The organism is Streptomyces sp. CNZ301, from assembly GCF_004217425.1.
The window spans coordinates 4,549,341-4,573,671 of sequence record NZ_SHLG01000001.1 but is presented as its reverse complement, the minus strand read 5'-3'; the positions used below and the strand labels follow the sequence as shown (position 1 = coordinate 4,573,671).

General features: G+C 71.2%; 20 protein-coding genes and 1 pseudogene. 14 read left to right on the top strand and 7 right to left on the bottom strand.

Annotation, left to right across the window (positions count from 1 at the left end; all coding sequences use genetic code 11):
• Positions 1-455 precede the first annotated feature (455 nt).
• Positions 456-1,340, bottom strand: a complete 885-nt coding sequence (locus EV375_RS19735) for an SDR family oxidoreductase (protein WP_130300610.1) — start codon at positions 1,338-1,340, stop codon at positions 456-458.
• A gap of 384 nt (positions 1,341-1,724) precedes the next feature.
• Positions 1,725-1,973, bottom strand: a complete 249-nt coding sequence (locus EV375_RS19730) for a WhiB family transcriptional regulator (RefSeq protein ID WP_130300609.1) — start codon at positions 1,971-1,973, stop codon at positions 1,725-1,727.
• An 865-nt stretch (positions 1,974-2,838) separates the two neighbouring features.
• On the opposite strand from EV375_RS19730, the gene EV375_RS19725 reads away from it, so the two are divergent.
• Complete coding sequence (locus EV375_RS19725) at positions 2,839-3,669, top strand: GAF and ANTAR domain-containing protein (protein WP_130300608.1); 831 nt, start codon at positions 2,839-2,841, stop codon at positions 3,667-3,669.
• 362 nt (positions 3,670-4,031) lie between these two features.
• Here the strand turns inward: EV375_RS19725 and EV375_RS19720 are convergent, their stop codons facing one another.
• Positions 4,032-4,880 (bottom strand): sigma-70 family RNA polymerase sigma factor, encoded by an 849-nt coding sequence (locus EV375_RS19720; RefSeq protein ID WP_486588586.1) that lies wholly within the window; start codon positions 4,878-4,880, stop codon positions 4,032-4,034.
• Positions 4,881-5,812: 932 nt separating this feature from the next.
• Here EV375_RS19720 and EV375_RS19715 point away from each other — a divergent pair.
• On the top strand, positions 5,813-7,414 hold the full coding sequence (locus EV375_RS19715) for an ABC transporter substrate-binding protein (RefSeq protein ID WP_130300607.1): 1,602 nt from the start codon (positions 5,813-5,815) through the stop codon (positions 7,412-7,414).
• Positions 7,415-7,490: 76 nt separating this feature from the next.
• Here EV375_RS19715 and EV375_RS19710 read toward each other — a convergent pair whose 3' ends face one another.
• Entirely contained in the window at positions 7,491-7,901 is a 411-nt protein-coding gene (locus EV375_RS19710) for a VOC family protein (RefSeq protein WP_130300606.1), read from the bottom strand.
• A gap of 297 nt (positions 7,902-8,198) precedes the next feature.
• Between EV375_RS19710 and EV375_RS19705 the strand changes: the two genes are divergently transcribed.
• From EV375_RS19705 to EV375_RS19695, 3 genes and pseudogenes are all read left to right on the top strand, one after another.
• Positions 8,199-8,585 (top strand): GntR family transcriptional regulator, encoded by a 387-nt coding sequence (locus tag EV375_RS19705; protein ID WP_130300605.1) that lies wholly within the window; start codon positions 8,199-8,201, stop codon positions 8,583-8,585.
• 164 nt (positions 8,586-8,749) lie between these two features.
• Positions 8,750-9,499 (top strand): annotated as a pseudogene (locus EV375_RS19700) (ABC transporter ATP-binding protein); the annotation flags it as partial.
• 458 nt (positions 9,500-9,957) lie between these two features.
• Positions 9,958-10,917 (top strand): hypothetical protein, encoded by a 960-nt coding sequence (locus EV375_RS19695; protein ID WP_130300604.1) that lies wholly within the window; start codon positions 9,958-9,960, stop codon positions 10,915-10,917.
• 132 nt (positions 10,918-11,049) lie between these two features.
• Here the strand turns inward: EV375_RS19695 and EV375_RS19690 are convergent, their stop codons facing one another.
• Complete coding sequence (locus EV375_RS19690; RefSeq protein WP_486588760.1) at positions 11,050-11,526, bottom strand: nucleoside deaminase; 477 nt, start codon at positions 11,524-11,526, stop codon at positions 11,050-11,052.
• Positions 11,527-11,701: 175 nt separating this feature from the next.
• On the opposite strand from EV375_RS19690, the gene EV375_RS19685 reads away from it, so the two are divergent.
• The 5 genes from EV375_RS19685 (at position 11,702) to EV375_RS19665 (ending at position 16,180) form a co-directional block, all read left to right on the top strand.
• The gene (locus tag EV375_RS19685) at positions 11,702-12,262 is read left to right on the top strand and encodes a zinc metalloprotease (protein WP_486588585.1); all 561 of its coding nucleotides are present in this window, start codon (positions 11,702-11,704) and stop codon (positions 12,260-12,262) included.
• A gap of 265 nt (positions 12,263-12,527) precedes the next feature.
• Positions 12,528-13,397 (top strand): MBL fold metallo-hydrolase, encoded by an 870-nt coding sequence (locus EV375_RS19680; RefSeq protein WP_130300601.1) that lies wholly within the window; start codon positions 12,528-12,530, stop codon positions 13,395-13,397.
• A 339-nt stretch (positions 13,398-13,736) separates the two neighbouring features.
• A complete protein-coding gene (locus EV375_RS19675) occupies positions 13,737-14,735 on the top strand; it encodes a hypothetical protein (RefSeq protein WP_130300600.1) in 999 nt (332 codons plus the stop codon).
• The gene (locus EV375_RS19670; protein WP_130300599.1) at positions 14,732-15,517 is read left to right on the top strand and encodes a hypothetical protein; all 786 of its coding nucleotides are present in this window, start codon (positions 14,732-14,734) and stop codon (positions 15,515-15,517) included. Before EV375_RS19675 ends, EV375_RS19670 begins: the two co-directional genes overlap by 4 nt.
• A 303-nt stretch (positions 15,518-15,820) precedes the next feature.
• The gene (locus EV375_RS19665; RefSeq protein WP_130300598.1) at positions 15,821-16,180 is read left to right on the top strand and encodes a DUF5335 family protein; all 360 of its coding nucleotides are present in this window, start codon (positions 15,821-15,823) and stop codon (positions 16,178-16,180) included.
• 287 nt (positions 16,181-16,467) lie between these two features.
• Here EV375_RS19665 and EV375_RS19660 read toward each other — a convergent pair whose 3' ends face one another.
• Positions 16,468-17,466 carry a helix-turn-helix domain-containing protein gene (locus EV375_RS19660; RefSeq protein ID WP_130300597.1) on the bottom strand — a complete coding sequence of 333 codons (999 nt, stop codon included), beginning with the start codon at positions 17,464-17,466 and terminating at the stop codon, positions 16,468-16,470.
• A 201-nt stretch (positions 17,467-17,667) separates the two neighbouring features.
• Positions 17,668-18,087 (bottom strand): hypothetical protein, encoded by a 420-nt coding sequence (locus tag EV375_RS19655; RefSeq protein WP_130300596.1) that lies wholly within the window; start codon positions 18,085-18,087, stop codon positions 17,668-17,670.
• A gap of 190 nt (positions 18,088-18,277) precedes the next feature.
• On the opposite strand from EV375_RS19655, the gene EV375_RS19650 reads away from it, so the two are divergent.
• The 4 genes from EV375_RS19650 to EV375_RS19635 all read left to right on the top strand — a co-directional run bounded on the left by EV375_RS19650 (position 18,278) and on the right by EV375_RS19635 (position 24,328).
• The gene (locus tag EV375_RS19650) at positions 18,278-18,817 is read left to right on the top strand and encodes a hypothetical protein (RefSeq protein WP_130300595.1); all 540 of its coding nucleotides are present in this window, start codon (positions 18,278-18,280) and stop codon (positions 18,815-18,817) included.
• A 59-nt stretch (positions 18,818-18,876) separates the two neighbouring features.
• The gene (locus EV375_RS19645) at positions 18,877-19,305 is read left to right on the top strand and encodes a hypothetical protein (RefSeq protein WP_130300594.1); all 429 of its coding nucleotides are present in this window, start codon (positions 18,877-18,879) and stop codon (positions 19,303-19,305) included.
• A gap of 203 nt (positions 19,306-19,508) precedes the next feature.
• Positions 19,509-21,371 carry a TIGR03767 family metallophosphoesterase gene (locus EV375_RS19640; protein ID WP_165434775.1) on the top strand — a complete coding sequence of 621 codons (1,863 nt, stop codon included), beginning with the start codon at positions 19,509-19,511 and terminating at the stop codon, positions 21,369-21,371.
• Between the two features lie 272 nt (positions 21,372-21,643).
• Positions 21,644-24,328, top strand: a complete 2,685-nt coding sequence (locus EV375_RS19635; protein ID WP_130300592.1) for a LuxR family transcriptional regulator — start codon at positions 21,644-21,646, stop codon at positions 24,326-24,328.
• Positions 24,329-24,331: the final 3 nt, after the last annotated feature.

Sequence of the window (24,331 nt, the reverse complement as noted above, 5' to 3'; positions counted from 1 at the left end):
CGGCGGGGCGTCCGGCGGCCCGGGGCACGCGCACGAACCGCAGACGGCCCGTCGTTCCGACGCCGCTCCGGCACGGTCCACACCGGGCGCAAGCACTCCGCCTGCGAATGTCCGCGGAGTTCCGACGTCGCCGGGGGCCCGCCCGACGTCGAACGCCCCTTCGTCGCCATGCGGTTGGGGCCGGGGAGACCCGCGGACGGTTGCAGCGGCCGATCAGCCGGCTTCGGCTGCCTGGCGGTGCCCGAGCAGGTGCAGCGGGGCGTGGCCGTGGGATGTCTCAACAGCCTTTCACCGGCCGGCACTTGGGCGGAAGACGTGGGGTTCCGCGCAGCAGGGACGGGACCTGGCCGGGGTGCGAGCAGTCCGGCGCGGCGAGCGCGCTGAGAGGGGCCTACGAACGGACGCCGGACCCGCGGGACCTGCCGCCGCCATCCGTACGGTCGCGCTTCGGGACATCACGGGAGCGGGGTCCCGCCGGTCGCGTTGATGATCTCGGCGGTGATGTAGCTGGATTCCGGTGAGGCGAGGAACACGTAGGCCGGTGCCATCTCGGCGGGCTGGCCCGCACGGCCGATGGGGGCCTGCTTGCCGAACTCCGAGGTGTCGGGAAGCGTCGCGGGGATCAGCGGCGTCCACACCGGGCCCGGCGCCACCGCGTTGACACGGATGCCCCGCTCCATGAGCATCGCCGCCAGCCCCTGGGTGAAGTTGACGATCCCGCCCTTCGTCATGGCGTAGTCCAGCAGATGCGGACTGGGCTTGTACGCCTGCACCGACGTGGTGTTGATGATGGTCCCGCCCTCGGGGATGTGCGGAAGGGCGAGCTTGGACAGCCAGAACATGCCGTAGAGGTTGGTGCGTACGACCCGGTCGAACTGCTCGGTCGTGATGGCCTCGATGCCGTCCGGCTGGGACATCTGATACGCCGCGTTGTTGACCAGGACGTCGATGCGGCCGAACTCGCCGACAGCCGTGTCGATCACGCGTCGGCACTCGTCCTCCTCCCTGATGTCGCACGCCAGGGACACGGCTTGGCGGCCGGCGTCCTCCACGAGGCGCACCGTCTCCTCCGCCTCGCCCTCCTCCTCCGGCAGGTACGTCAGCAGCACGTCCGCGCCCTCACGCGCGAACGCCAACGCCACCGCGCGGCCGATTCCGGAGTCCCCACCCGTGATCACGCACTTGCGGCCGGTGAGGCGGCCGCTGCCCTCGTAGCTGGACTCCCCGTGGTCGGGGCGCGGGCTCATCCGGTCGGTGTAGCCGGGGTGTTCGTCGTCCTGCTGGGGGAAAGGCGGCTTCGGCTGCTGCTCCACAGGGTGATCCGAATCGGTTCCGGGCATCGTGCGCCTCCTCTGGGGCCGGGGGAAGGCGCCTGGGTACCCCGTATCGTCCCGCGGATAACTACCGTGGCCGCCGGATGACCGGGACGGGGGCGCGAGGTCCGCCGGGGGCGGGCCGCGGTCCCTCGCGGCAGGACCGCCGCAGCTTCCGGTCACCGGCCTCTTGGCACCGGCTTCCGGTCACCGGCCTCTTGGCACCGGCTTCCGGTCACCGGCCTCTTCGCACCGGCTTCCGGTCAGAGGCTTCCGCAGTTGCGGACAGGTCGGGGGGCGGCGGGGCTCCCCCGGGCGAGGTGGCTGTCGTGGCGGGAGAGAACCGGACTGCCACCCTCAGGCCGGACCCCGGACCCCGGACCCCGGACCCCGCGGGGCCCGGCACCTCGGTCATGTCACCCGCCGGGAGCCCCGGGTCCCGTCGGTCTCTTTGGCCAGTCGCCGCTCGGCGGGCGAAAGGCCGCCCCACACTCCGTCGTACTCGCCGAACCCGAAGGCCTCGCACTGGCTTCTCACAAGGCAGGCGTTGCAGACCGCCTTGGCCTCCTGAATCTGCATGAGCGCCGGGCCCGACGAGCCGATCGGAAAGAACAACTCCGGGTCTTCGTCCCGGCACGCGGCCTGGTACCGCCAGTCCATTGCGCACCCTCCAGAGTGCTCGTCGCAGGGGGCACCTGCCGCCGCCCACACCGTTCGGGTACGGCTGGGACTTAAGTGTCCGTTCTGCCTGGAAGCTCGTCCATACGTCCGACGTTCACATCCGGTTGACCCCGTATGAGACGTTCAAACCGGGGACGCGGCGCCCTCCGGGGGCTCGTGACGCGGCCGCCGTCCGGTTCCGCGCGGTGACCACCCCCGGCCGTACGGGCTGCTTCTCGTGGAAGCCGTCGGCCTCATGGACGAGTTGCAGTACGTCGGCGAGCTCCTCTGTCTGGAGGAGGACGACGGCAACCGGCCCGACTGACCTCCCGCGAGGCCTGCTTCGGCGGGTGGGCCCGACTCGTCGAAGAGTCCACGAATGCGGCACGGAGGCCCGGCCGCCCTGCCCGGCGAGCACAGGCCGGCAGAGATGTCCGGCCCTCACGTGTGTCCTGTGCATGCGGGGCACTCGGGGCCGAAAGTCGTCGACAGGCAGGAGGAATAGACCGCACCGGACCACCGACCCGTCCGGTGCGGCGGCCGGAAGCCACCAGGGCCCCGGCCCGCGGAAGTCCGTGACGTGGCGCGCACGAATCGCCGTGCGCGCCGTGTGCAGCAACGAGTACAGGAGCACAGCCCGTGAAGGAGCCCGCCGACGAACCCGTGAACCGTCCCTGCAGAGAGCCGGGCAGGGCCCGCGTCCGGGGTGAGCTCCGCATCTGTCTCAACGACCATCTCGCCGGCGCCACGGCGGGGACGCAGCCGGCCCGCCGCCTGGCCTCCTCCGCTCCGGCGCCGGAAGTACGCGAAGTGCTCGGGCCGTCGGCGGCGCAGCTGTTCACAGTCCCGAGGTGGCGGATCGGTAGTGACGACGAAGGCGGAGGTGAAGACATTGCGACCCGGCGGGGACCCTGACGGCATGGACCCCGACGAGTCGGAGGAGGGGCCCGCACAGCCGGAAGAGGACGACCACGACGGCCGGTGGCGCGGTTTCGTGGCCGAGGCGGCCACCCCGCCGCCGGACGAGTCCGCGGACGGCATGCCGGCGCGGCTCTGCGCCGCATGCGTGCGGCTGCTCCCGGTGGCCGGCGGGTCCCTTTCGCTGACCGGCGGAGCCCGACGGTCACTTGTGACCCTGTCCGCGAGCGACGACGTCGCCGCACAACTGGCGGAGATCCAGTACACGCTGGGCGAGGGCCCATGGCACTGTGCGACCCGGTCGGGAGCGCCGGTGGCCGCCGCCGACCTCACAGCCGGACCGGACACCCGGCGGTGGCCGGTCTTCGCCCGCCACGCCGTCGAAGCGGGCGCCGGCTCTGCCTTCTCGTTCCCGATGAGCCAGGGCAGCCACGTACTGGGCACGGTCGACTTCTACAACGCCGAACCCAGCACCTTGGAGGAGCCTGACTTCCGGCTCGGCATGCGCGCGGCCGACGTCCTGTGTCTGACACTCGTCAGCCTCCACCGGGGTGAGTCGCCGGCGGACGAACAGGCCCGATTGGCCTGGTGGCTGGACGCGGAGGCCAATCACGAGGAGGTCCACCGGGCCGTCGGGATGCTGATGGTGCGGCTCGGCGTGGACGCCGAGGAAGCGATGACGAGGCTTCGGGCACGTGCGTTCTCGCTGGGCAGGACCGTCACCGAGGTGGCGGCGGATGTCACCGGCCGCAGGGACGACTTCCGCGCCGGAGAGTAGTTGCGGGGCGGGGCCGGACGCAGCGTCGGCTCGCGTTGCCGCGGCGAACTGCTGGGACTGAGCGGATGGTTGGGTGCCCGGCCTCCTGCGCGGGACGGGTGGGGTCTGCCCCAGGCTCGGGCCGTGGTGAACCCGGGGCAGACTTCTTGGCCGGCTGCGGGGCGGAAGGAAGAGTGCCGGCCGATGTCGTGGTCGCGGTGCCGGGTGCCGGAGACCGAGCGGACGCGGACGGGACGGGGACGGGGAGGCGTGACCGGGCAGTCGCCCGACCCGCCGCGAGTTCGCGAACGGGTCGGGCGTGCGTGCTGTCTCATGTCCGGTCGCCTGTGGCCCTGTCGTGTGCGCGAGGGCCGCTGTCGGGGTCAGGCGGCGGTGAGTTCGGCCCGGTGTCCGTCGGGCTCGCCTTCGCGGTCCGTGCCGGCGTCGACCTCCTGCTGGATCCGCTCACACGTCCGGCTGATCAGACGCGAGACATGCATCTGCGAGATACCCAACTGATCGGCGATCTTCGTCTGCGTCATGTCGCAGAAGAACCGCATGTACAGAATGCGGCGCTCCCGCTCCGGCAACCGCTCCAACCGCGGCTTGACCGACTCCCGATAGATCACATGCTCGAACCCCGGCTCACTGCGGCCCAGCGTGTCCGCCAGCGAATACCCGTCATCCGCACCCGGCAACTCGGCATCCAGCGACAACGTGCTGAAACTCTCCAGAGCCTCCAGCCCCACCAGCACATCCTCCTGCGACATCCGCGCATGCTCGGCGATCTGCGCCACCGACGGAGCACGCTCCCCCATCGACAAACCCAGCTCCCGACGGCTGGCACGCACCCGGTTACGCAACTCCTGCACCCGGCGCGGCACATGCAGCCCCCACATGTGGTCACGGAAATGCCGCTTGACCTCACCCACAATGGTGGGAACAGCGAAACTCTCGAACGCGCTGCCGCGGTCCGGATCGTAGCGGCGCACCGCCTTCACCAGACCCAGCGACGCCACCTGCCGCAAGTCCTCCAGCGACTCCCCACGATTGCGGAACCGCTGCGCCAGACGCTCCGCCATCGGCATCCACGCCCGCACGACCTCCTGCCGAAGCTCTTCCTTCTCCACCCCCTCGGGCAGAGAGACGATCCGGCGGAAATCCGCCGCGGTATCAGGAGCGTCATCATGCGGATGGCGGGCACGCGTCGTACGCATCGGCGCAGAAGTCATGTGCTTGGCCTACTTCCCTGGGTGTACTGCATCTGCGGACACCGCGGGAGACAAGACACAAGCGGGACGGACCGAACCTACGGCCACAAGCAGAGACCGAGCTCTCGAATGAGCCCTACTCCCGCGGATGTGCCTTCTTGCCGAAGCACTCACCTCCGCGTGCCCCCCACCCCAGGCAGCAAACGTCAACGCCGGCTCCGCGGTTGTGGCTTAACCCACCGTCCCGGTACGGCCCGCGCACCCCGAAGCAGGACGGGGCCTGAGTGCGTTGCGGCGTACGGCGGTTCGGATGAGGGCACCCGGGGAGAGGCGGCCGGCCGGATGGGCTCCGGTGATGGTGCCGCCGCGCGCCCGGGTCCGGTGTCGGGCCGCACGTGTCCGGCGTAATTGATTATCCCGGGCAATCCGAATCCGGACGGCCCGGAAAGCATCCCGCGCGAGGCGGACATGACTTCGGAGCGGAAGGCGCGGCGTCTCGCCCAGTGCTTTTGCAACTTCTTGCCGAGTCTGTTCTTTCCGGACAATGACACAACGATCCGGAAATCACGAACAGGTATTTTCGAGAATCGTTCCGATGCGGGCGCCCCCGTTCCCCCACTACGCGGCCGAAGGGTCCGACAAGGAGCGAACTCGCCTCGCCAGTACGAGAGTTGACGTGACGTTCGTCACTGACTGAGGCATCGACAACCCCCACGCCCATGTGGTTGAAGCCGAGCCAAACGGGCATTCCACGGACCGGTGTGCCCGCATTGGTTCACCGACGTGCGATACGTTCCAGCGTTCGTATTGCGGATACGGCGACGCCTGGTCCCGCCGGGGGGTAGCCATTCCTCACCGCCCTGCATCAGATTGTCGCTGCGGAAGCATTAGCGTCTCCCCGCGCCATTTCGCATGTGCGACAACCTCTGGCCGGACACAGGAGGGCGCCGACCATGAACCGCAGGACGCTCACGCCGCCCGCCCTTGCCGGGCTGCTGGCCTCGACCCTCGTCGCCTGCAGCGGCGCGGTGGACGGAAAGGACGACCAGAGAAAGCCCATCGTGGTCGGTACGACGGCGAGAGTCGCGGTGACCGAGGACACCCCCGCGCCCTTCGACCCGGCCGCCTCCTACGACATCGGCTCCTGGAACATCATGCGCAACACGTTCCAGACGCTGTTGCGGCCGCCCCGCTCAGGCACCGAACCGGTGACGGACGCGGCCGAGAAGTGCCGGTTCGCCGGCGGGCGCAACGACCTGTACAGCTGCACCCTGCGGGACGGGCTGACCTTCTCCAACGGCAACAAGCTGACCGCCGAGGACGTCGAGTTCTCCGTCGAGCGCCTGCTCCGCCTCAACGTCGAGGGCGGCCCGGCCTCACTGCTCGGCAACGTCGGCAAGGTCGAGTCCGAAGGCGCCGACAAGGTCGTCTTCCATCTGAAGAAGCCCGACGCCACCTTCCCGTACAAGCTCGCCACCCCGGCGGCCTCGATCGTCGACAGCCAGACCTATCCCGCCGGCCGCCTCGCCAAGGGCTTCAAGCGGACCGGTTCGGGGCCGTACGTGCTCGACGACTTCGACTCAAAGGGGCGCAAGGTCCTCCTCAGCAGGAACCCGGACTACCGGGGCGGCTCCGAGGCGAAGAACGACAAGATCGAGCTGCGCTTCTTCCGCTCCTCCGAATCGCTTCAGAAGGCCCTCGACTCCGGCCGCATCGACATGATGAACCGCGGCATCACCTCCCGGTTCGTCCAGCAGCTGGAGGCGGACCGGGACGACGACATCAAGCTCGTCGAGCAGCCGGGGCAGGGAGTCCGCTACCTCGTCTTCGACACGGAGGACAAGACGGTGGGCCGGCGCGCGGTGCGGCAGGCTTTCGCCCAGGTCATCGACCGCAAGCAACTGGTCGGCGACGTGTACTCGCGCACCGCCGAGCCGCTGTACTCCATCGTCCCCGGCGGCCTGCTGGGACACACGAACTCCTTCTTCAACGAGTACGGCGAGCCGGACGTCAAGGCCGCCAGGCGCACCCTGCGCGAGGCCGACGTCAAGACCCCGGTGAAGCTCTCCCTCCACTACCCGCGGACGAGCCGGGGCAGCTCCTCGGCCAGCGAGTTCGCGGTGCTCGGGAAGCAGCTCAACGAGAGCGGGGTCTTCGACGCGACCCTCAAGAGCGAGCCCCCGGACTCCTACAGCTCCGCCTCGCTGAAGGGGAAGTACCAGGTCTACGGCTTCGGCTGGCTGCCGGACTTCCCGGACGCGGACAACTTCATCGCGCCCTTCCTCGAGAAGGACAACGTGCTCAACTCCCCGTACTCCAACAAGGAGATCCGTGACGAGCTGATCCCGCAGACCCGGCGTGAGCCCGACCGCGCGGACGCCACGAAGAAGTTCGCCCGCGCCCAGAACATCGTCGCCCAAGACGTCCCGGTGCTGCCGCTGTGGCAGGGCAAGCAGTACGTCGCGGCCCACGACGACATCACAGGCGTGGAGTGGGCGCTCAACTCCTCTTCCCTGCTTCAGCTCTGGGAGCTCGACCGCGGGGTGGGCGGCTGACGCGAGCCGCGCCCCGGTCGGCAGGTGACCGGCCGGGGGCGGGCGGGGCCGGTCGCCGCTGCGGCCGCCGGCCGGCTCAGCGCAGTTCCTGGATGCGGATCATGTTGCCGGCGGGGTCACGGAAGGCGCAGTCGCGGACGCCGTATGGCTGCTCGGTCGGTTCCTGGACGACCTCGGCGTCGCCGGCCTGCACCTGCGCGAAGGTGCCGTCGAGGTCGGAGGTGGCCAGCAGGATCCATCCGTAGGTGCCCTTGGCCATCATCTCCGCGATGGTGCGGCGCTCGTCGTCGGTGATGCCCGGGTCGGCGGCCGGAGGCGCCAGGAGGATGGACGTGCCGGGCTGGCCGGCGGGGCCGACCGTGATCCAGCGCATCTTGCCCTTGCCGACGTCGTTGCGGACCTCGAAGCCGAGGGTGTCGTGGAAGAAGGCCAGGGACGCTTCCGGGTCGTCGTGCGGGAGAACGCTCGTGTGAATGGTGATGTCCATGCAGTCACGCTAGCCACGGCACGGTGACCGCGCTTCTCGATTCCTGACCGGTTCGGCCTGCTTTTTCCGGCGCGCCCCCGGGCCCGCAGCCTTCCGTTTCCACCGCGCCCCCGGACCCGCCGTCCTCCTGTTTCCACGGTCCGCGGCGGCCCGCCCGGCGCCGCCGCGGGCGGCCATGCTCCGTCCGTGTGACGAGTGGGACGCTCGCCAACTGACCTACGCGCCCGGGAGGTTGACACCGAGCGCGCCTCCCACCACCCTTTCACTACTTGATTAGTGAAAGGGTGGTGGACGTGAGTGTTCACTTTCCGGATCGACCGGCGCAGCGGTGTCGCCACGTACCTCCAGATCGTCCAGCAGACCAGGCAGGCGCTGCGGCTCGGACTGCTGGAACCGGGCGACCGGCTGCCCACCGCCCGCGAGGTCGTGGAGGCGACCGCCGTCAACCCGAACACCGTGCTCAAGGCGTACCGCGAGCTGGAACGCGAGGGGCTCGTCGAGGCGCGCCGCGGCCTCGGCACGTTCGTACGGAAATCGCTGGACGGCGCGTCCTCCGGCTCGCCGCTCGGCACGGAGCTGGCCGACTGGCTGAAACGCGCACACGAGGCGGGACTTGACCGCGAGGTCGTCACGGCACTGTTCAATTCCGCACTTGACCAGGAGTTTCCCGAGGGGGATCGATGACTGAGGCCGAAGACGCCGAGGAGAACGGGAGCAGCGAGGCCCGGCAGCCCGCCCGACACGCCGTCGCCCTCGGGGGCGTTGGGAGCGGCGCGGACGCCGGGAACGGCCGGAGCACCGGGAGCGGCGAGGAGACCACCGCCGCGCTCGAAGCGCTCGGCCTCGGCATGGGCTACGCGCGCAGCCGTCAACACGTGCTGCGTGACTGCACCTTCCGGCTGCCCGCGGGCCGCATCTGCGGACTCGTCGGGCCGAACGGCGCCGGCAAGTCCACCCTTCTCGCGATAGCGGCCGGGCTGATACGGCCGACCGAGGGGACCGTACGGCTGCTGGGCACGACCCCGGCGGCGGCCCGTGAACGCATCGCGTACGTCGCCCAGCACAAGCCGCTGTACCCGCAGTTGACGGTCGAGGCGACGCTTCGGCTCGGCGCCGAACTCAACCCCGGCCGATGGGACCAGGATGCCGCCGAGCGCATCGCGTACGGAGGGGAGGGGATCGCGCCCCGTTCGAAGATCCGGACGCTCTCAGGCGGCCTGCGCACCCGGGTCTCGCTCGCCCTCGCCTTCGGCAAGAGCCCCGAACTGCTGCTGCTGGACGAGCCGATGGCCGACATCGACCCGCTCGCACGGCACGAACTGACCGGGGCCCTGATGGCCGACGCGGCCGAGCGCGGCACCACCATCGTGATGTCCTCGCACGTCGTCGCGGATCTGGACGGCGCCTGCGACTACCTGCTGCTGCTCGGCTCCGGACGGATCCGGCTGGCCGGCGATCACGACGGCCTACTGGACGCCCACCGCGTGCTCACCGGACTGCGGGAGGACTTCGGCCCGCACCAGGTCGTCGAGGAGTACGACGCGGGCCGCGGCCGCACGGCGCTGGTCCGCACGGCCGGCGAACTCGACGCCCCGGCCGGCACGGGTCACGCCGACGACGAGCAGGCCCTCGGGCCGGACGAGGAACTCGACGCGGAGTCCGACGTCCGGTCCGGGTCCGGGTCCCCTGAGTCCGGGTCGGACGACCAGTCCGGGTCCCCTGAGTCCGGGTCCGCCGGTCCGCGCGGCCCGGCGGACCCGGACGAGGGCGCCGAGCGAGCCCAGGGGGCCGAGAGGACCGAGGGAACCGAAGTGGCCGAGCGAGCCCGGGGAGCCGAGGGGGCCGAGGGATCCCAGGGGGCCGAATGGGCCGTGGAGGAGCCCACGTTGGAGGAGTTGCTTCTCGGCTACCTCCGCAACCCGGACGTGCCGGACCTGCTGCTCGCCGACGCGGTACCTGCCGGCGCCGTACCCCCCGGGGGCCCGCCCTCCGGACCTGTGCCCACCGACTCGGTGCCCGCCGGCGCCGTGTCCGCAGCCCGTCAGGAGGCCGACGCATGAGCGCGCCGAACGTCACCTTGATCGAAGCCTCACCGGAACCGGTCACCCGCCTCCAGCCACGCGGCACGGTCTGGACGGTGCTGCGCGTGCACCGCGTCGCGCTGTGGGTGTGGATTGCGTTCGTGGTCCTCGCCGTCGCCGGTGCCGTCTGGCTCCACTTCGAGGGCTTGGACATCCTCGAAGCGAAGAGGTTGTGCACTGAGCTGGAAGCCGAGGCCTTCTGCACCGAGGGGTCCGCCGTGGTCCCGGGCTGGGACCACCGGAGTCTGATCGGCCTGGTGGCCTTCCTCATCGCCGGCGTGCCGTTCGCCGTCGCCGCCTACGCCGGCGGTGTGTACATCGGACGCGACTTCGAGGCGGGCACGGTCGACCTCCTGTGGACCCAGTCGATCAGTCCCCTCCGCTGGCTCGCCGTCAAGCTCGGCCTCGCGGCGCTGCTGATCGCGGCCGGCACGGCAGCGATGGCGCTCGCGTTCCGACTCGCGTGGCTCTCGGGCGAGGAGAACCTGCTCGACCCCTGGTACGCGTCCGGCATGTTCAACGCCATGGGGCCGACGGTTCTCGCCTACGCGCTCCTCGGCCTGGCCCTCGGCACGCTCGTCGCGCTGCTGACGGGGAGAGCGATGCCGGCTCTCGGCGCGGCGTTCGGCGTCACCCTCCTCTTGCGGCTGCTCGGCGACATCTTCCGCTCCGAGCTGTGGCCGAAGGACCGCTGGGACTGGCAGGGCCGGATGCCCGACGACGCCCAGGAGTTCAGGTACGAGGTTCCGGAGTCGGCGGACCGGCTCCCGGACGGGCGGTCCACGGGCGCCGACCACGCCACGCGCGAGATCATGCAGATCCATCCCGCCTCGCACTTCTGGCCCATCCAGCTCGTCGAGACCCTTCTCGTCCTCGGCATGGCCGGGCTCGCGGTGGCCGTCACCTTCTTGGCGCTGCGGGGCCGCCTGCCGTGACTGCCGACCGCCCGCGGCCGTCGGCAGTGCGGTGCGGGCGGCAGGCCGGGTTTCCCGCCAACTGCCTGCGCACCCACCGACGTCGGGCCGTTCGGCCACCGCGCGCTCGGCGCGCAGGATCGCGTGTCGTTCTCAGGGCGTGCCGTGGAGGCGGCGGTGCAGGTCGTGGATCTGCTCGGCGAGTTCGGGGACCGGGCCTTCCACCACGACTGCGGGGGCGACCTCCTGGATGGGGAGCGTCCGCACGGGAGGCGCGGGGACTCCCAATTCCGCGAGCCAGCCCGACAGTTGCTCGGAGGAGCTCACGTAGACGATGCGGCCCAGACCCACCCAGCCGTGCGCGGCGGCGCACATCGGGCAGTGCTCGCCCGACGTGTAGACGGTCGCTGCCGCCCGCTCGGCAGGGGTCATGTTCGCCGCGGCCCAGCGCGCCAGCTCGAACTCCGGGTGGCGGGTGCGGTCGCCGAGGGCCACGCGGTTGCGGTCCTCGGCCAGGGCCGTGCCGTCCGCGGCGGCGAGCACGGAGCCGAACGGCTCGTCGCCCGCCTCCAGGGCCTCGGCCGCCAGCTCAACGCAGCGGCGCAGGTGCCGCATTTCGACGTCGTCCATCGTCATGCCCCCAGGGTGCGGTCGTCAGCGGATGCTAAGTCCTCGCTCCTCCGGACGCACTCGAATTGGGACCTGCGCGAGAACCGGCCGCTTTGCCTCCCGCAGGAGTCCACCGGCTCCAACTGGGGCATGTACACGCCAACATCTGAGCTCTGTCCCCCACCAGGAGGCTGATGTGTCTGTCCGTAACGTCACCAGAGCAGCCCTCGCCGGGTCGCTGACGGTCATCGCCCTGCTCGGCGGCCAGGCAGTGGCCGCATCGGCGGAACCACCCCGCGCCGCCGAACCGAAGGTCCTCACCTACGACTCCAGCGGATCGGCCGAGTTCGCCGAGGCTGTGGACAGCGGCGTGAAGGTGTGGAACGACAGCGTCACCGCCGTCCGCCTCGAGAAGGCGGCGGACGGCGCGCAGGCAAACGTGCGCATCGTCGCCGACGACGGCTGGCCGCGCGCCGTCACCACCAGCCTCGGCAACGGCACCGTCTACATGGGCCGCGAGGCGGTGCAGCAGGGCTACCACACCACGCGCATCGCCTCGCACGAACTGGGCCACATCCTCGGCCTGCCCGACGTGAAGCCCGGTCCGTGCTCCAGCCTGATGTCCGGGTCCAGCGCCGGAGTCTCCTGCACCAATGCCGACCCCGACGCTTCCGAGAAGGCCGAGGTCGAGGAGAACTTCACCCAGGGCGCCGCCGGCTCGGCCGACCGTGAGCGCACGCTGGTCTTCCAGGACTGAGACCCGCAGGAGCATCCGGACGCGCGCCGGTTGCCCGAGGCCGCGGTGGCCCGCACCCGACTCGCGGATCACCGCGGCCTCCCCGACGGACCGGCGGAGCCGACACGCGCCCTCACCGGCGAGGGAACGCTGTCCGAAACCCGACAGAGAGCCGGCCCGGGCCCGGAATACAAGATCGGCGGGGTCTGCCGGTTCCGCCCTGGGAGCGGTTATCCCTGAAGGGACGCCCGTGTTCCGGGCGTTCCCAGCCGGAGGGAGACCTGTCGTGGACAGCTGGTACGTGGACGACCGCTGCACCAACTGCGATGCCGCCCGTCAGTTCGCGCCCGGACTCATCGGTGAGAGAGGGGGAAAGTCCGAGATCCTGCGCCCGCCGCGCGACGAGGGGGAGATGCGGCGCCTGCACGCCGCCGTCTTCGCCTGCCCCACGCGTTCGATCCGTCCGGTCTCAGGCAGGCCCGACGAGGCGCACGACCCGTTCCCGATGGCACTCGACGAGAGGGTGCTCGTCTGCGGGCACAACTCGCGCCGGACCGCGGGAGCCAACTCGTATCTGCTCGCGCGGGCGTCGGGCACGCTGATGATGATCGACACGCCGCGCTGGAGCCCTGAACTGGCCGAACGTTACGCGGAGCCGGGCCGCGTCACCGATGTGCTGCTGACCCACCGCGACCACGCCGCGCACGGACGCCGCTACGCCGACCACTTCGGCGCCCGGCTGTGGATCCATGAGGGAGACCTCGACGCGTCACCGGACGCGGACCGGGTTATCCGCGGACGCGAGCCCACAGAGATCGGCGAGGGGGTCACCGCCCTGCCGGTGCCCGGACATACGGAGGGCAGCGTGCTCTACCTCGCCGACGGCCGGTACTGCTTCAGCGGCGACAGCGTCTACTGGTCGCGCTCCACCGGTGATCTGGAGGTGGCGGAGAGCGTGACCTGGTACTCCATCCAGGAGTTGGCCGCCTCGCTGGCCAGAGCAGCCGCCCAGGTGCGCTTCGAGTGGATCCTCCCGGGCCACGGCGACCGGCGGCTGCTCCCCGCCGCTGAGATGTCCGCCAGACTGCGGGCCCTCGCGGAACGGACGGGTCAACTGCGGCCCCGCCCGGTCGACTTCACCGCCGTGAGGTGGTGACCGAGCCGCACGCGGTGCCGGTGTCGGTGCCGGGCCGGCCGGACGAGAGGCCGGGCCGCCCGGACGAGGGAAGACACCCTCAAGTGTTCGAGGGTGCAGTGCCTTCCCCGGTGAGGGGCTCGGGCTCCGTGTCCCGCCCGGCACCCTCACCGGGCGGGACACCCTCCGGCCCGTCCAGGGGCGGGAAGCCACCCGTCCGCACCATTCACTTCCGTCGGCGACCCTGGCGGGCGCGCGACGGCCCCGGACGCCGAGCGGGACACAAAAGGCCAGGTCGGAGGCCATTCGGAGGGCGGGCGAGCCCGCGCGCGCCGCGGCCCGCCGTGCTGTACTGGCCGGGTGAAGCGCAAGCACGCATCGGCGTCGTCCTCGCGCAGCGGGCGTTCCGGCAAGGCGGCCTCCCAGGCCGTCCGGGCCCGTGCGGCCGAGGAGCAGCGCCGCCGGGTCGGGCTCATGATCGAGCTCACCGCTCGGGCGGGCGCGTACCGGAAGGGACTCTTGGCGGCGGTCCGCCGCCTCAGCCCCGAGGAAGCGTCGATCCTGGCCGATCTGGAGCGGAACGGGCTTCAGGTGCCGCAGCTGCACGACGTGCTGTGCGGCGGCCATGTGCTGGTCGACGATCCGCGGCTCTACGACGACTGGCGGTCCGCCAGGGGCAGCCGGACACGGCTGTCCAGCCACCACCGCGACATCGACAAGGAGCGCTATCCCGACATCGGGATGCACGGCCAGGTCGTACGGGAGAAGCTGCACGGCCGGACGGCGCAGGGCACCTGGGTGCAGCTGGAGAAGACCCCGGCTGCCTTCGGCAAGGGCAAGCTGCCCGGCCTGAACGACGTGCGGCATCTCGTGGACTACGTGGTGTACCGGGTCACCCGCAGCAACGTCGGTCCCTGGGGCCTGTCACGGATGACGGAGCGGTACCCGATGTACCTGTCGCCGGTCCTGGCGGTTCCCACCTCCCTGACTCCTCCGGTCGCACGGTCGCTGACCCGGGCGCTGCGCCGGATCGAGACGGACGACGACGTGACCGCCGTTTCCCCGGACCTGGCGTCCCGCTTCCCCCCTCCCGACCGGGAGGACCTGGCCGCCGAGCTGGGCCGGTCGCTGTCCGGCAGAGCCGGCCGGGGCCTGTTCGGTAGTTCCGAGGTGTGGGTCACGGAGACGCCCTCGCCCAGCGCAGCCGAGGTCGTGCGGGAGCAGCCCCGGCCGCCCAGGACGGCGCGCGCGTGGCTGGAGGGACGGGAGGGATCGCCCGAGGGACGAGAAGGGCCGGACGAGTCGGAGAGGACCGGGGAATCGGAGAGGCCCGAGGGACCGGAGAGAGGGGCAGCATGAGCGACGCGGAGCGCGACGGGCCTTCACCGGAACCGGGGCCGGGCCGGGAGCGGGGCCCCGGGCCGGAGATCGGCGACGCGTCCGTCCCGGAGGGACTGGTCCCGGCCGTGCTGCATCTCGTGGACACGGGACCGGTGCTGCTCGGTGCGTACACGGTCGCCGAGCTCACAGCCGTGGACGCGATCGTGGACTTCCTCGAAGCCCGGCCGTCGGACGAGGTGCTCGCCGAGGCCGTCCGCTCGCTGGCGGCACGCCAGTTGCTGCTGGCGGGCTCCGACGGCGAGCAGGTGCAGGTCCGGGGCGACCTGGGCATCATCGTGGCCTTTCAGCGGCGGGCCCGTTCGGTGCTCGACGCCCGTACGACCGGTACGGGCCCGGGGGAGCCGTGGCGGATCCTGCTGCTTCCCCAGCCCGAGGACATCTGCCTGATGGTCCGCATCGACGCGCTCGGCGTCCACCAGATCGGTCTGCACAAGCTCGACGAGGCGCTCCGCGTCCTCGTCGACTGGTTGCCGCGGGGTCACCTGGCGGACCCCGACGAAGCGGTCGACACCGATGCCGTGCTCGCCGCGTCGGAGCGTTCCGCGCTGGTCACCGTCACCCACTTCACCGCGCAGGGATCGGCAGAGGTCGCCACCGGCAGTACCGATCTGATCCTCGCGCGCGACGACGGGCGGCTGCACGTCCTCGCCCGGGACCCGCGCGACCTGGAGCAGCTGGTGCCGGACCGGGTGGACGGCGGGGACGGCGTCCGCGACAGGCTCGTCGGCCTGCTGACATAGCGGGCCGCGACAGGCTCGCCGGCCTGCTGACATGGCCGCGGCTGGACCGCGATCCGCCGGACGCGGCGCCGCGGCGGAACGGGTCCCCGTCGCGTACTCCCGCCTCCCGCCCGGCCGCTCCCGGCAGCGTCCTCCCGCCCCGGGGGACAGCCCCCAGCGGCTCGGCGAAGCCCCGGCCTGGGCCCGGCGGGCCAGGCGCCGACGGGTGCTTTGGACCTCCCGGGCCATGGCCGGGGGTGGTGCCGACGGGCACGGTGGAACTGAAGAGCAGTCCACCGGAACCACCTCAGCGGGAGGGCCGGCATGGCTTCCACCCCCACGCTCCACCGCAAGGAGTGGCGGTCCGCACTCGATGCATTCGACGCCGAGCATCAGGGAGAACGCGTCAGCATCGAGGTGCTGGACGCGTCGATCGGCCACCAGTACGAGGCTGAGCGGCTGCCGTTCTCCTCGCTCTCGTACGACCCGAAGGACGATGTGGTGATCGTCGCCGTCGGCGGTGAGCCGCCGCGCTACCCCGTCGTGATGCGGCACATGGTGGCGCACCCGAAGGAGGTCCAGGTCACCAGCGAAGACCTCCCGGAACCCGCCGTCCGGCTCGTCGCCCCGGACGGGAGCGTCACCTTGATCACCTTCTACCCGCCGGAACCCGGGACGGACTGACGGGCCACCCGGGCCCCGCGCCCCGGCTCACCTCTGCCGGGCCGCACGGGGATACACACGCACTGCCCGGCAGGGACACCGTGCAGTGCGTGTGCCATGCGGATCCGCACGGCGCGGGATGAGCGGATGAGCACCCGGCCTCCGGCGAGAAGGCCCAGCACTCCCGCAAGGCGCATCAGCACTCCGGCAGCCGCATCGAGCTGCCTGGTCGGTGATTGTTCCGGCACGCCCGCCTCGCTCGGTCCGTCGCCTCACTCGGTCCGACGCATCAATCCGTCCGACCGGGATCAGGAGTAGAGCGTGTCACCGGGCAGCTGCCCGAACGCGTCCCGGTACGTGTCGGAGAACTTCGCGGGGTTCGGGAAGCCCCAGCGGGCGGCGACGGAGCCGACCGACGCACCCATGGTGGGGTCGGTGAACTGGAGGTCACGGTGCGCGCGTTCGAGACGGACGCGACGCAGATAACCCATCGGACTCGTTCCGTACTGAAGGAGGAACCCCTGCTGCAACGAGCGCGGGGAGACCGACACCGCCGCGGCGACGTCGGTCAGGGTGATGGGCCGCTCGGCGTTCATCTCCATGAACGTGGCCGCTCGGCGCAGCAGGGCGGGCGCCATCTGGCCGGGACCGGGCTGGTAGTCGGCCGTCATCGTGCTGTTCGGGAACGCCCTGACTGCCGCCGTACCGAGCAGCTTGAGAGCCCGCGAGTAGACCAGTGGTTCGGCCAGCGGACTGTCGGAGGACTCCAGCTGACTTGCCACGAACCCGACCGTGGAACGCCAGAACCTGTCCATCGCCGGTGAGACGGGTGTCGTTCCGACGAAGTCGAATCCGCCCTCGGTCCCGTACTCCGCCGCCGCCTCCTCGGCTGCCTGGAACGGAACCGAGATGACTTCCTTGCTCAGACGGTCCCAGCTGATCGTCAGGGGAATCCCGGGGGGCCAGACCGCGGTGTCCCCGGTACGCAGCCTCGTCTCCATGTCGCCGGAGGTCACGGTGACCGTGCCGTCTCTGACGACGACGAACATCAAGTAGTCCAGAGGGGCGCAGTCGATGCTCATGGCCGAGTGCGTGAGGTGGTCCAGGCTCATCTCCCCGGCGGTCGTACGGCGCCCGTCGAATATGAACTCGTCAGTCGGGCCGTACCGCGGCCGGAAGGCGCCGTACATCTCGGCGCTCAGGACTTCCGCGGCTCCGGGGTCCGTCGTACGGAACTCGGACTGCTCGACCGGCAGCCTCTCGACATCCATTGACATGGTCGCCTCCAGCTCAGCGGATGCATGCAAGAGCTCCCTCCTTCGACGGTACTCCGCACCGTTCCGGGCGATCGGCCATGGACGACCCTGGTTCCGGCCGCCGTCAGGACGCTCGCGAGCCCGGCTCCGTAGGCGCCGGTGTCCGCCACACCGGCAGCAGCCAGCGGCCGTACGAGCCCATCCGCCCGCGGGTGTCTCCGGGCCCTCGTCTCCGCCCCCTCCGCCCGGCTGTCAGCGGTGCGCTCGCACACGCTCCCCGCAGTGCGGGCAGCCGGGATCGCCGTCCGCCCAGCGCCAGTCGAAGACGACTTCCGCTCCGGTCTCCCGCGCGAGGCGGCCGGCGAGCACGCGCCCGCGCTCCGAGTGCGCCTCGCGTTGCGCGTCCGTCGCCGGACGCCGGCCGGACCACTCGCCGTGGGCATCGGTCGACTCCGCCCAGTTCCGCAGATCCGCGGCCAGGCCCTCGGAGATGCCCAGGTGCGCGGGGTTCAGCATGCCGTGCAGCTCACGCCGCGGACGGCCACGGACGGGCGGCGCGGTGAACCGTCCCCATACGGGGAAGGCCGCGTAGTCGTGGAACATGTCCAGCCGGCGCACCCCGGCGGGACGGCCCAGAGGACACGTGTAGTGGTGGCGCCTGAACTCCTCCACGACCGCCCCCTCGTTCCGGCTGCGCAGGTCGCGGGGGCCACCCTAGTCCTCTGAGCCGGGCCGTCCGGCCCCGGAAAGGGCGTCCCGTACGGCGGAAGAGGCACGCTGGGTACGCGTCGCCGCGCGGTACGGGGAGGGCGGCGCGCGAGCATGTCGGGACCTGGAACTCCTCCCGCACCGAGGCCAACAGATGTCCCAGCCCGACAGGCCCCTTCCGCCGTCCGCCGCCGCGGTGCTCACGTGGGTCCGGCGGCACCCGCCGGACGAGCGGGCACTGTTCGGCGGCACGTACGGGCTCGTACTGGCCAGCGCGCTCGTCGCAGCGCTGGAGAGTCCGGCGGAGGAGCCGCAGCCGGCGGCGGACCTGCTGTGGGTGCTGCTCGCCGCCGTGGCCACGGCGGCCGCACACGGCTACGCGCACGTGGTCGCCCACCGCGCAGCCGACAGCAGCAACGCAACGATGAGCGCCGTGCGGACGGTGCTCGCCGAGTGGCCGCTGGTCGCCGCCGTGCTGCCCACGGTCGTGCTGCTCTGCTTCGCGGTCGCCGGCTGGTGGCGGGAGGCCGACGCCGTGGAGGCGGCGCTGTGGTTCAACACCGTCGCGCTGTTCATCTGGGGCAGCTGTGCCGCGCGTCTCGCGGGACGCGGATGGCCCGCCTCGTTCCGTTCCGGCGGCGTGGACCTCGCGATCGGGCTTGTCGTCATCTTCGCCAACTCCTGGATCCACTAAAGCAAATGACTCACCTGAGGAATTGACTTCAACGGAGGTTCAAGTTGAAGACTCGCGCCATGGAGACCACAACCGGAGCAGCAGCGGGCGCGACCGCCGTCCTGATGCACAACACCATGAAGATCACAGAGGGACATCTGGAGGGCTTCAGGGAGGCGGTCCGGCGTGCCGTCGACTTCGCCGAGGAGCATGGGCCGCAGCTCATGGTCGAGGTGTTCGTCGACGAGTCCGAACTGCGCGCCCACAGCTTCCAGTTGTATGCGGACTCCGAGGCGATCCGCACCCACTGGAAGCTGTCCGACCCCTATATCGCCGGCGTGATGGAGCACTGCGCCGTCGAGCGGCTCGACGTCTACGGCGCCCCTGACGAGGAGGTACGGGCCGCGCTGGCGCCGGGGGCGGCCGGGCCGTTCCCGGTGAGCATCACTCCGTTCCTCACGGGGTTCCACCGCCTGGCGGGAAACGGCGCGGGCCGCGGCGCCCACTGACCCGCGGCGGACCGGGCTCCCGCGGGGGAGTAGTGATTACTCATGCGTACGGGCCGTCTTCCGTTCAAGAATCCTGCCTGCCGCACGGACGCCGTGCGGCAGCCCCCTCGCGTGACCGGCGGGGGGCGCTTCTTCCGTGACCGCCCCCCGCGGCTCCCCCATTGCCGCGGGCGGCGGTCCGAGCAGGGATGGGGATGGGCCAGGTGCCGGTTTCACGTCGCAGGATGCTGACCTTCGCCGCGGCAGGTGTGGCCGCCGCGGCCATCGACGCAGGCGGGAAGGGCCGTGCCGCGCTTGCCGTCTCGAAGCTGTTCTCCCCGGGCGCCCCGCTGCCCGGGAAGGGAGCCGGAACCACCCTGAGCAGGACGGTTCTCCCGGGGCCGCCGGACGGCAAGGGCTTCAGGAAGCTCGTCGAAGGCGAGGGCGAGAAGCATCTGCTGCGCACGGACATCACCTCCGTACGGGCGGAGAAGCTGAAGCCGCTCGCCGCGTTCGGGCACCTGAGCGATCTGCACATCGTCGACGACCAGTCGCCGTCCCGCGTGGAGTTCCTGGACCGCTACAACGACGAACCCGACTCGGGCTGGCCCTTCTCGGCGGGCTACCGCGCGCACGAGTTCCTCTCACTGCATCTCGTCGACGCGATGTGCCGTTCGCTCAGGCAGCTCGGCGAGGGTCCGAGAACGGGGCTGCCCCTCGCCTTCACGGTCGTGACGGGTGACGCCGTCGACAACGCCCAGCTGAACGAGACCCGTTGGTACATCGACCTCCTCGACGGCGGCAAGTCCGTCCAGGCGGACTCCGGTTCGCTCACGCGGGACGAGAGCGTCGCGAACGGCACGTTCGGCCGCAACGAGCACTACTGGCGCCCCGAGGACCCCGCGGACCCCGCTAACCGCTACGGAGGACGCGGATTTCCCCAGATCCAGGGCCTGTTGGGCGCCGCGCGCAAGCCCTTCACCGGGGGCGGCCTCGGCATGCCGTGGTACGCCGTGTACGGGAACCACGACGTGATGGCGCAGGGGAACCTGCGCATCGACACCGACCTGCCGTTCTTCCACTCGCTCAAGTACCACACCGTGCACGGCTCCAAGTGGACCGAAGGTCCCGAACTCCCCGCCGACATGGACGACCTGGACCTCGTCGACGTGATCAGGGCCGTGTTCGACGGCGTCGACTCGGAGGACGTCACGGCCGACCCGGCCAGACGACTGCTCAGCCCCGCCGAGTTCGTCGAGGAGCACCACCGCACGAGCGGACTGCCGCAGGGACACGGGTTCGAGGCCGGAAGCGACAAGGCCTACTACGCGATACCGGCCGGTGAGAACGACCCCGTCCAGTACATAAGCCTGGACTCCACCAACCCCTGCGGCCTCACCAACATCGCGCGCAACGCGAACGGCGGGATCGACGAGGACCAGTTCCGCTGGCTGGAGGAGCGGTTGAAGGAGTCCAGCAGCACCTACTTCGACGATTCGGGCAATGCCGTGACGCAGCAGGGCGTACGGGACAGGCTCATCGTCGTCTTCTGCCACCACCCGATTCACACGATGACGAACGTCGAGAACGACCACCGCTCCGGCGAGGAAGTGGAAGCCCTTCTGCTGCGCTTCCCCAACGTCGTCCTGATGGCGAACGGCCACACGCACCGCAACGAGATCAGGCCGCACGCGCGCCCCGCGGACCACGCAAGGCCGGGCGGCTTCTGGGAGGTCTCGGCGGCGGCACACATCGACTGGCCCGTCCAGAGCCGCGTCATCGAGATCGCCGCAGGACAGGACGGCGCGGGCCGCGAGTCGATCTCCGTCTTCACCACCGTGCTCGACATCGAGGCGCCGCTCTCCAACGACGGCGACCTGAGCAGCCCGCGCGCCCTGGCGTCCCTGGCAAGGGAGTTGGCCGTCAACGACCTCCAGGTCGACGAGAGCCACCGCGGCAGCGAGAAGGACCGCAACGCCGAACTCCTGCTGCCCGCCCCGTTCCCCGTATCCGGATTGAAAGCGCCGCGCCCGGGCGCTGCCGCGCACTCCTCCGGAGCACGCGAAGAGCCCGCACGGACCGGCTGAAGCGGGCGCTCCCCTGCCCGGTGCCGCATCAGCCAGGGTTCACCCCGCTCGCAGCCCTGGCACGCGCTCCCCCCGACCTTCGGCCGGGGGTGCCCCCAGGCGGCGTTGGCCGAAACCCCGAGTAGGCCCACTACGAGGGCTTCCGGCCGCCTTCCCTCCCGCAACTCCGCCGGGGTGGGGTCTCCCCGGCGGAGCCGGGGAAGTGCCCCCAGCACGCACCAGGGCACCTCGCTACCGGGCGCCCCTGGCTGACGCGGCACTAGAGTTGCGGCATGGAGGACTCTCGTGTGCCGGAGTCGGTGGCGGGATGGCCCCTGTACGGGCGGGACGGGGAGCTGAACCGGCTCACCGGCGCGCTGACCGGCAACCGGTACTCCGGGCTCATCGTCTTCGGCCGGGCCGGCGTGGGCAAGTCGCGCCTGGCCGAGGAGTGTCTGGACGTGGCGTCGCGGGCCGGCTTCCGCACCGGGCGGGCCGTCGCGAGCAACGCTGCCGCGGCCGTCCCCCTCGGCGCGATCGCGCACCTTCTGCCGACGGGGGTGGACCTCTCCGACCCGGTGCGGGGGTTCGCCGCGGTGGCGGAGGCGATCCGGGGCGGCCGCGATCCGCGGGAGCGGCACGCGGTGTTCGTCGACGACATCCATCTGCTCGACGCGACGTCGGCGATGCTGCTGCGCCAGCTGATGGACGCCGGCGTCATCACTCTCATCGCGACGATCCGCACCGGGGAGCACGCCACCGAGGCCGTGCAGGCGCTGACGTCGGGGGAGACGATTCTCCACGTCGGGCTGGACGCGTTCGACCTCCGGCGCACCGAAGGACTTCTCCAGCAGGTGCTCGGCGGGCCGGTCGCCCGCAGCACGGTGCGGGACCTGCACGAAGTGTCCGGCGGGAACGTGCTCTTCCTGCGCGAACTGGTGCGGGGAGCGCTGGAGAACGACACCCTCACCAGCGACGGCGAGGTGTGGGAGGCCGGCCCCCGCGCCGACTGGACGACGCTGCGACTGGCCGAGCTGATCCGGGTGAAGGTCGACGCCGTCGACGGCTCCGGCCGTGACGCGCTCGAACTCCTCGCCTGCTGCGGCTCGCTGCCTCTCGCGGCTCTGGAGCCGGAAGCACCTCAGCACGTGCTGACGGAACTCGAACGCAGGGGCCTCATCCGGTTCGGCACCGACGGGCGCCGCACACGCGTCTCACTGGCGCACCCGCTCTACGAGGAGGTCCTGCGCACCGGTGTTCCGGCCCTGCGGCACAGGACGCTCCAGCTCGAACAGGCCGCAAGGATCGAGGCGTTCGGGGCGCGCAGACGCGGCGACGCGCTGCGCATCGCGACATGGCGGCTCGACGCCACCGGCAAGGCCGATCCGGCTCTGCTGCTGCGCGCCGCCCGTCTCGCCCACTACGCGCACGACCACCCGCGGACCCTGGCCTTCCTCAACGCGCTGCCGGAGTCGCACCACGACACCGGGACCCGGCTCATGCTGGGCGAGGCGTACTTCATCACGGGCAGCTGGGATCTCGCCGACGCGGTACTCGCGCAGGCGGCCGAGTCCGCGAGCGACGAGGCGGAACGCATAGCGATCACCGTGACGAGGACGACGAACCTCCTGGTGAGCAACACGCCTCTCGCCGAGATCCTCGAGGTCAACGAGGCCGCGCGCAGCGCCGCGTCCAGTGGTCCGCTGCGCGAACCGCTGCTCGTCAACGAGGGGTTCATCAGACTGGCCAGCGGTGAGCCCGTCACCGGCCTGGAGCTGCTGGACCGGCTCGAACCCCACGCCGACCAGGCGCTCGACAGACGGATGTGGCTGTGCGGAGCGGCGGTGAGAACCCTCGGGCTCGCCTTCCTGGGCCGCGTCAAGGAGGCCGTCGACTGGGCGGAACGCGCCCACGCCGCGCACGTGCTGACGGACGAGGAGGCACGTCCCGCGCATCCGGCCGTGCAGCAGGGGACCATGGTCCTCGCGCTCGCGGAGGACGGACGGCTGGAGGAGGCCGCGGCGCTCTGCGAGAGCGTCAGCGCCGATCTCGCCCTGCACAGCCCGCTGTTGAGGATCTTCCCGGCGCTGCTGAGCGCACGTACGCAGTGGCTCGCCGGACATCCCGCGACGGCACGTCGCATGTACGCCGAACTGGCCGCGCTCGCGCGCCGCGAACACCAGGTGAAGCTGCTGCGCTTCGCACTGAGCGGCCTCGCCGCCTGCGCGGCCGTGCTCGGGGACACCGAAGCGGCGGGGAACGCCCTCACCGAGCTGGACGGTCTGGCGGGCGGGGCCCCCGGCTACTTCTCCGTCGGGGAGGAACAACTCGGTGAGGCTTGGCTGCTGGCGGCCGGCGGCCACTTCAGCAGGGCACGGGATGTGCTGATGAACGCGGCGGACGCGGCGCGCGCCACCGGTCACGTCGCCTCCGAGGGGCTGCTGCTGACGGACGTCGCGCGACTGGGCGGCGCGGACGCGGTGGCCGCGCGCCTGAGCGGGATCACGGAGCGGTGCGACGGGGACCTGGCGGCGGTGCGGGCCCGGCTGGCCGCGTCGCTCGCCGCGGGTGACCCGAATGAACTCCTGCTGGTCTCGGAGGAGTTGGAGGCGCTCGGTGCTCATCTTCCGGCCGCCGAGGCCGCGGCCGCTGCCGCGGGCGTCTGGCGCCGGCGCGGTGAGAGACGTCCGGCGACGGCCGCCTCGGTGCGCTCCGGCTCCATCGCACAGGCGCACTGCGAGGGGGCGAGGACGTTCCTGCTCGACACGGTGCGGGCCGCGGCTCCCCTGACCGACAGGGAACGGGAGATCGCGGCCCTGGCGGCGGCGGGTGAGCCGAGCAAGGAGATAGCGGCTGCGCTGACCCTCTCCGTGCGTACCGTCGACAACCATCTGCAGAAGGCCTACGCGAAGCTGGGCATCGCCACCCGCCGCGAACTGGCCGCGCATCTGGGTCACTTCGGGCCGTCCGGGCCCTGAGCG

Coding starts and splice junctions, on each gene's coding strand:
- EV375_RS19715 (WP_130300607.1), top strand. CDS start 5,813: ATGAACCGCAGGACGCTCACGCCGCCCGCCCTTGCCGGGCTGCTGGCC.
- EV375_RS19735 (WP_130300610.1), bottom strand. CDS start 1,340: ATGCCCGGAACCGATTCGGATCACCCTGTGGAGCAGCAGCCGAAGCCG.
- EV375_RS19695 (WP_130300604.1), top strand. CDS start 9,958: ATGAGCGCGCCGAACGTCACCTTGATCGAAGCCTCACCGGAACCGGTC.
- EV375_RS19730 (WP_130300609.1), bottom strand. CDS start 1,973: ATGGACTGGCGGTACCAGGCCGCGTGCCGGGACGAAGACCCGGAGTTG.
- EV375_RS19650 (WP_130300595.1), top strand. CDS start 18,278: ATGTCCCAGCCCGACAGGCCCCTTCCGCCGTCCGCCGCCGCGGTGCTC.
- EV375_RS19720 (WP_486588586.1), bottom strand. CDS start 4,880: ATGACTTCTGCGCCGATGCGTACGACGCGTGCCCGCCATCCGCATGAT.
- EV375_RS19645 (WP_130300594.1), top strand. CDS start 18,877: ATGGAGACCACAACCGGAGCAGCAGCGGGCGCGACCGCCGTCCTGATG.
- EV375_RS19710 (WP_130300606.1), bottom strand. CDS start 7,901: ATGGACATCACCATTCACACGAGCGTTCTCCCGCACGACGACCCGGAA.
- EV375_RS19635 (WP_130300592.1), top strand. CDS start 21,644: ATGGAGGACTCTCGTGTGCCGGAGTCGGTGGCGGGATGGCCCCTGTAC.
- EV375_RS19690 (WP_486588760.1), bottom strand. CDS start 11,526: ATGGACGACGTCGAAATGCGGCACCTGCGCCGCTGCGTTGAGCTGGCG.
- EV375_RS19665 (WP_130300598.1), top strand. CDS start 15,821: ATGGCTTCCACCCCCACGCTCCACCGCAAGGAGTGGCGGTCCGCACTC.
- EV375_RS19670 (WP_130300599.1), top strand. CDS start 14,732: ATGAGCGACGCGGAGCGCGACGGGCCTTCACCGGAACCGGGGCCGGGC.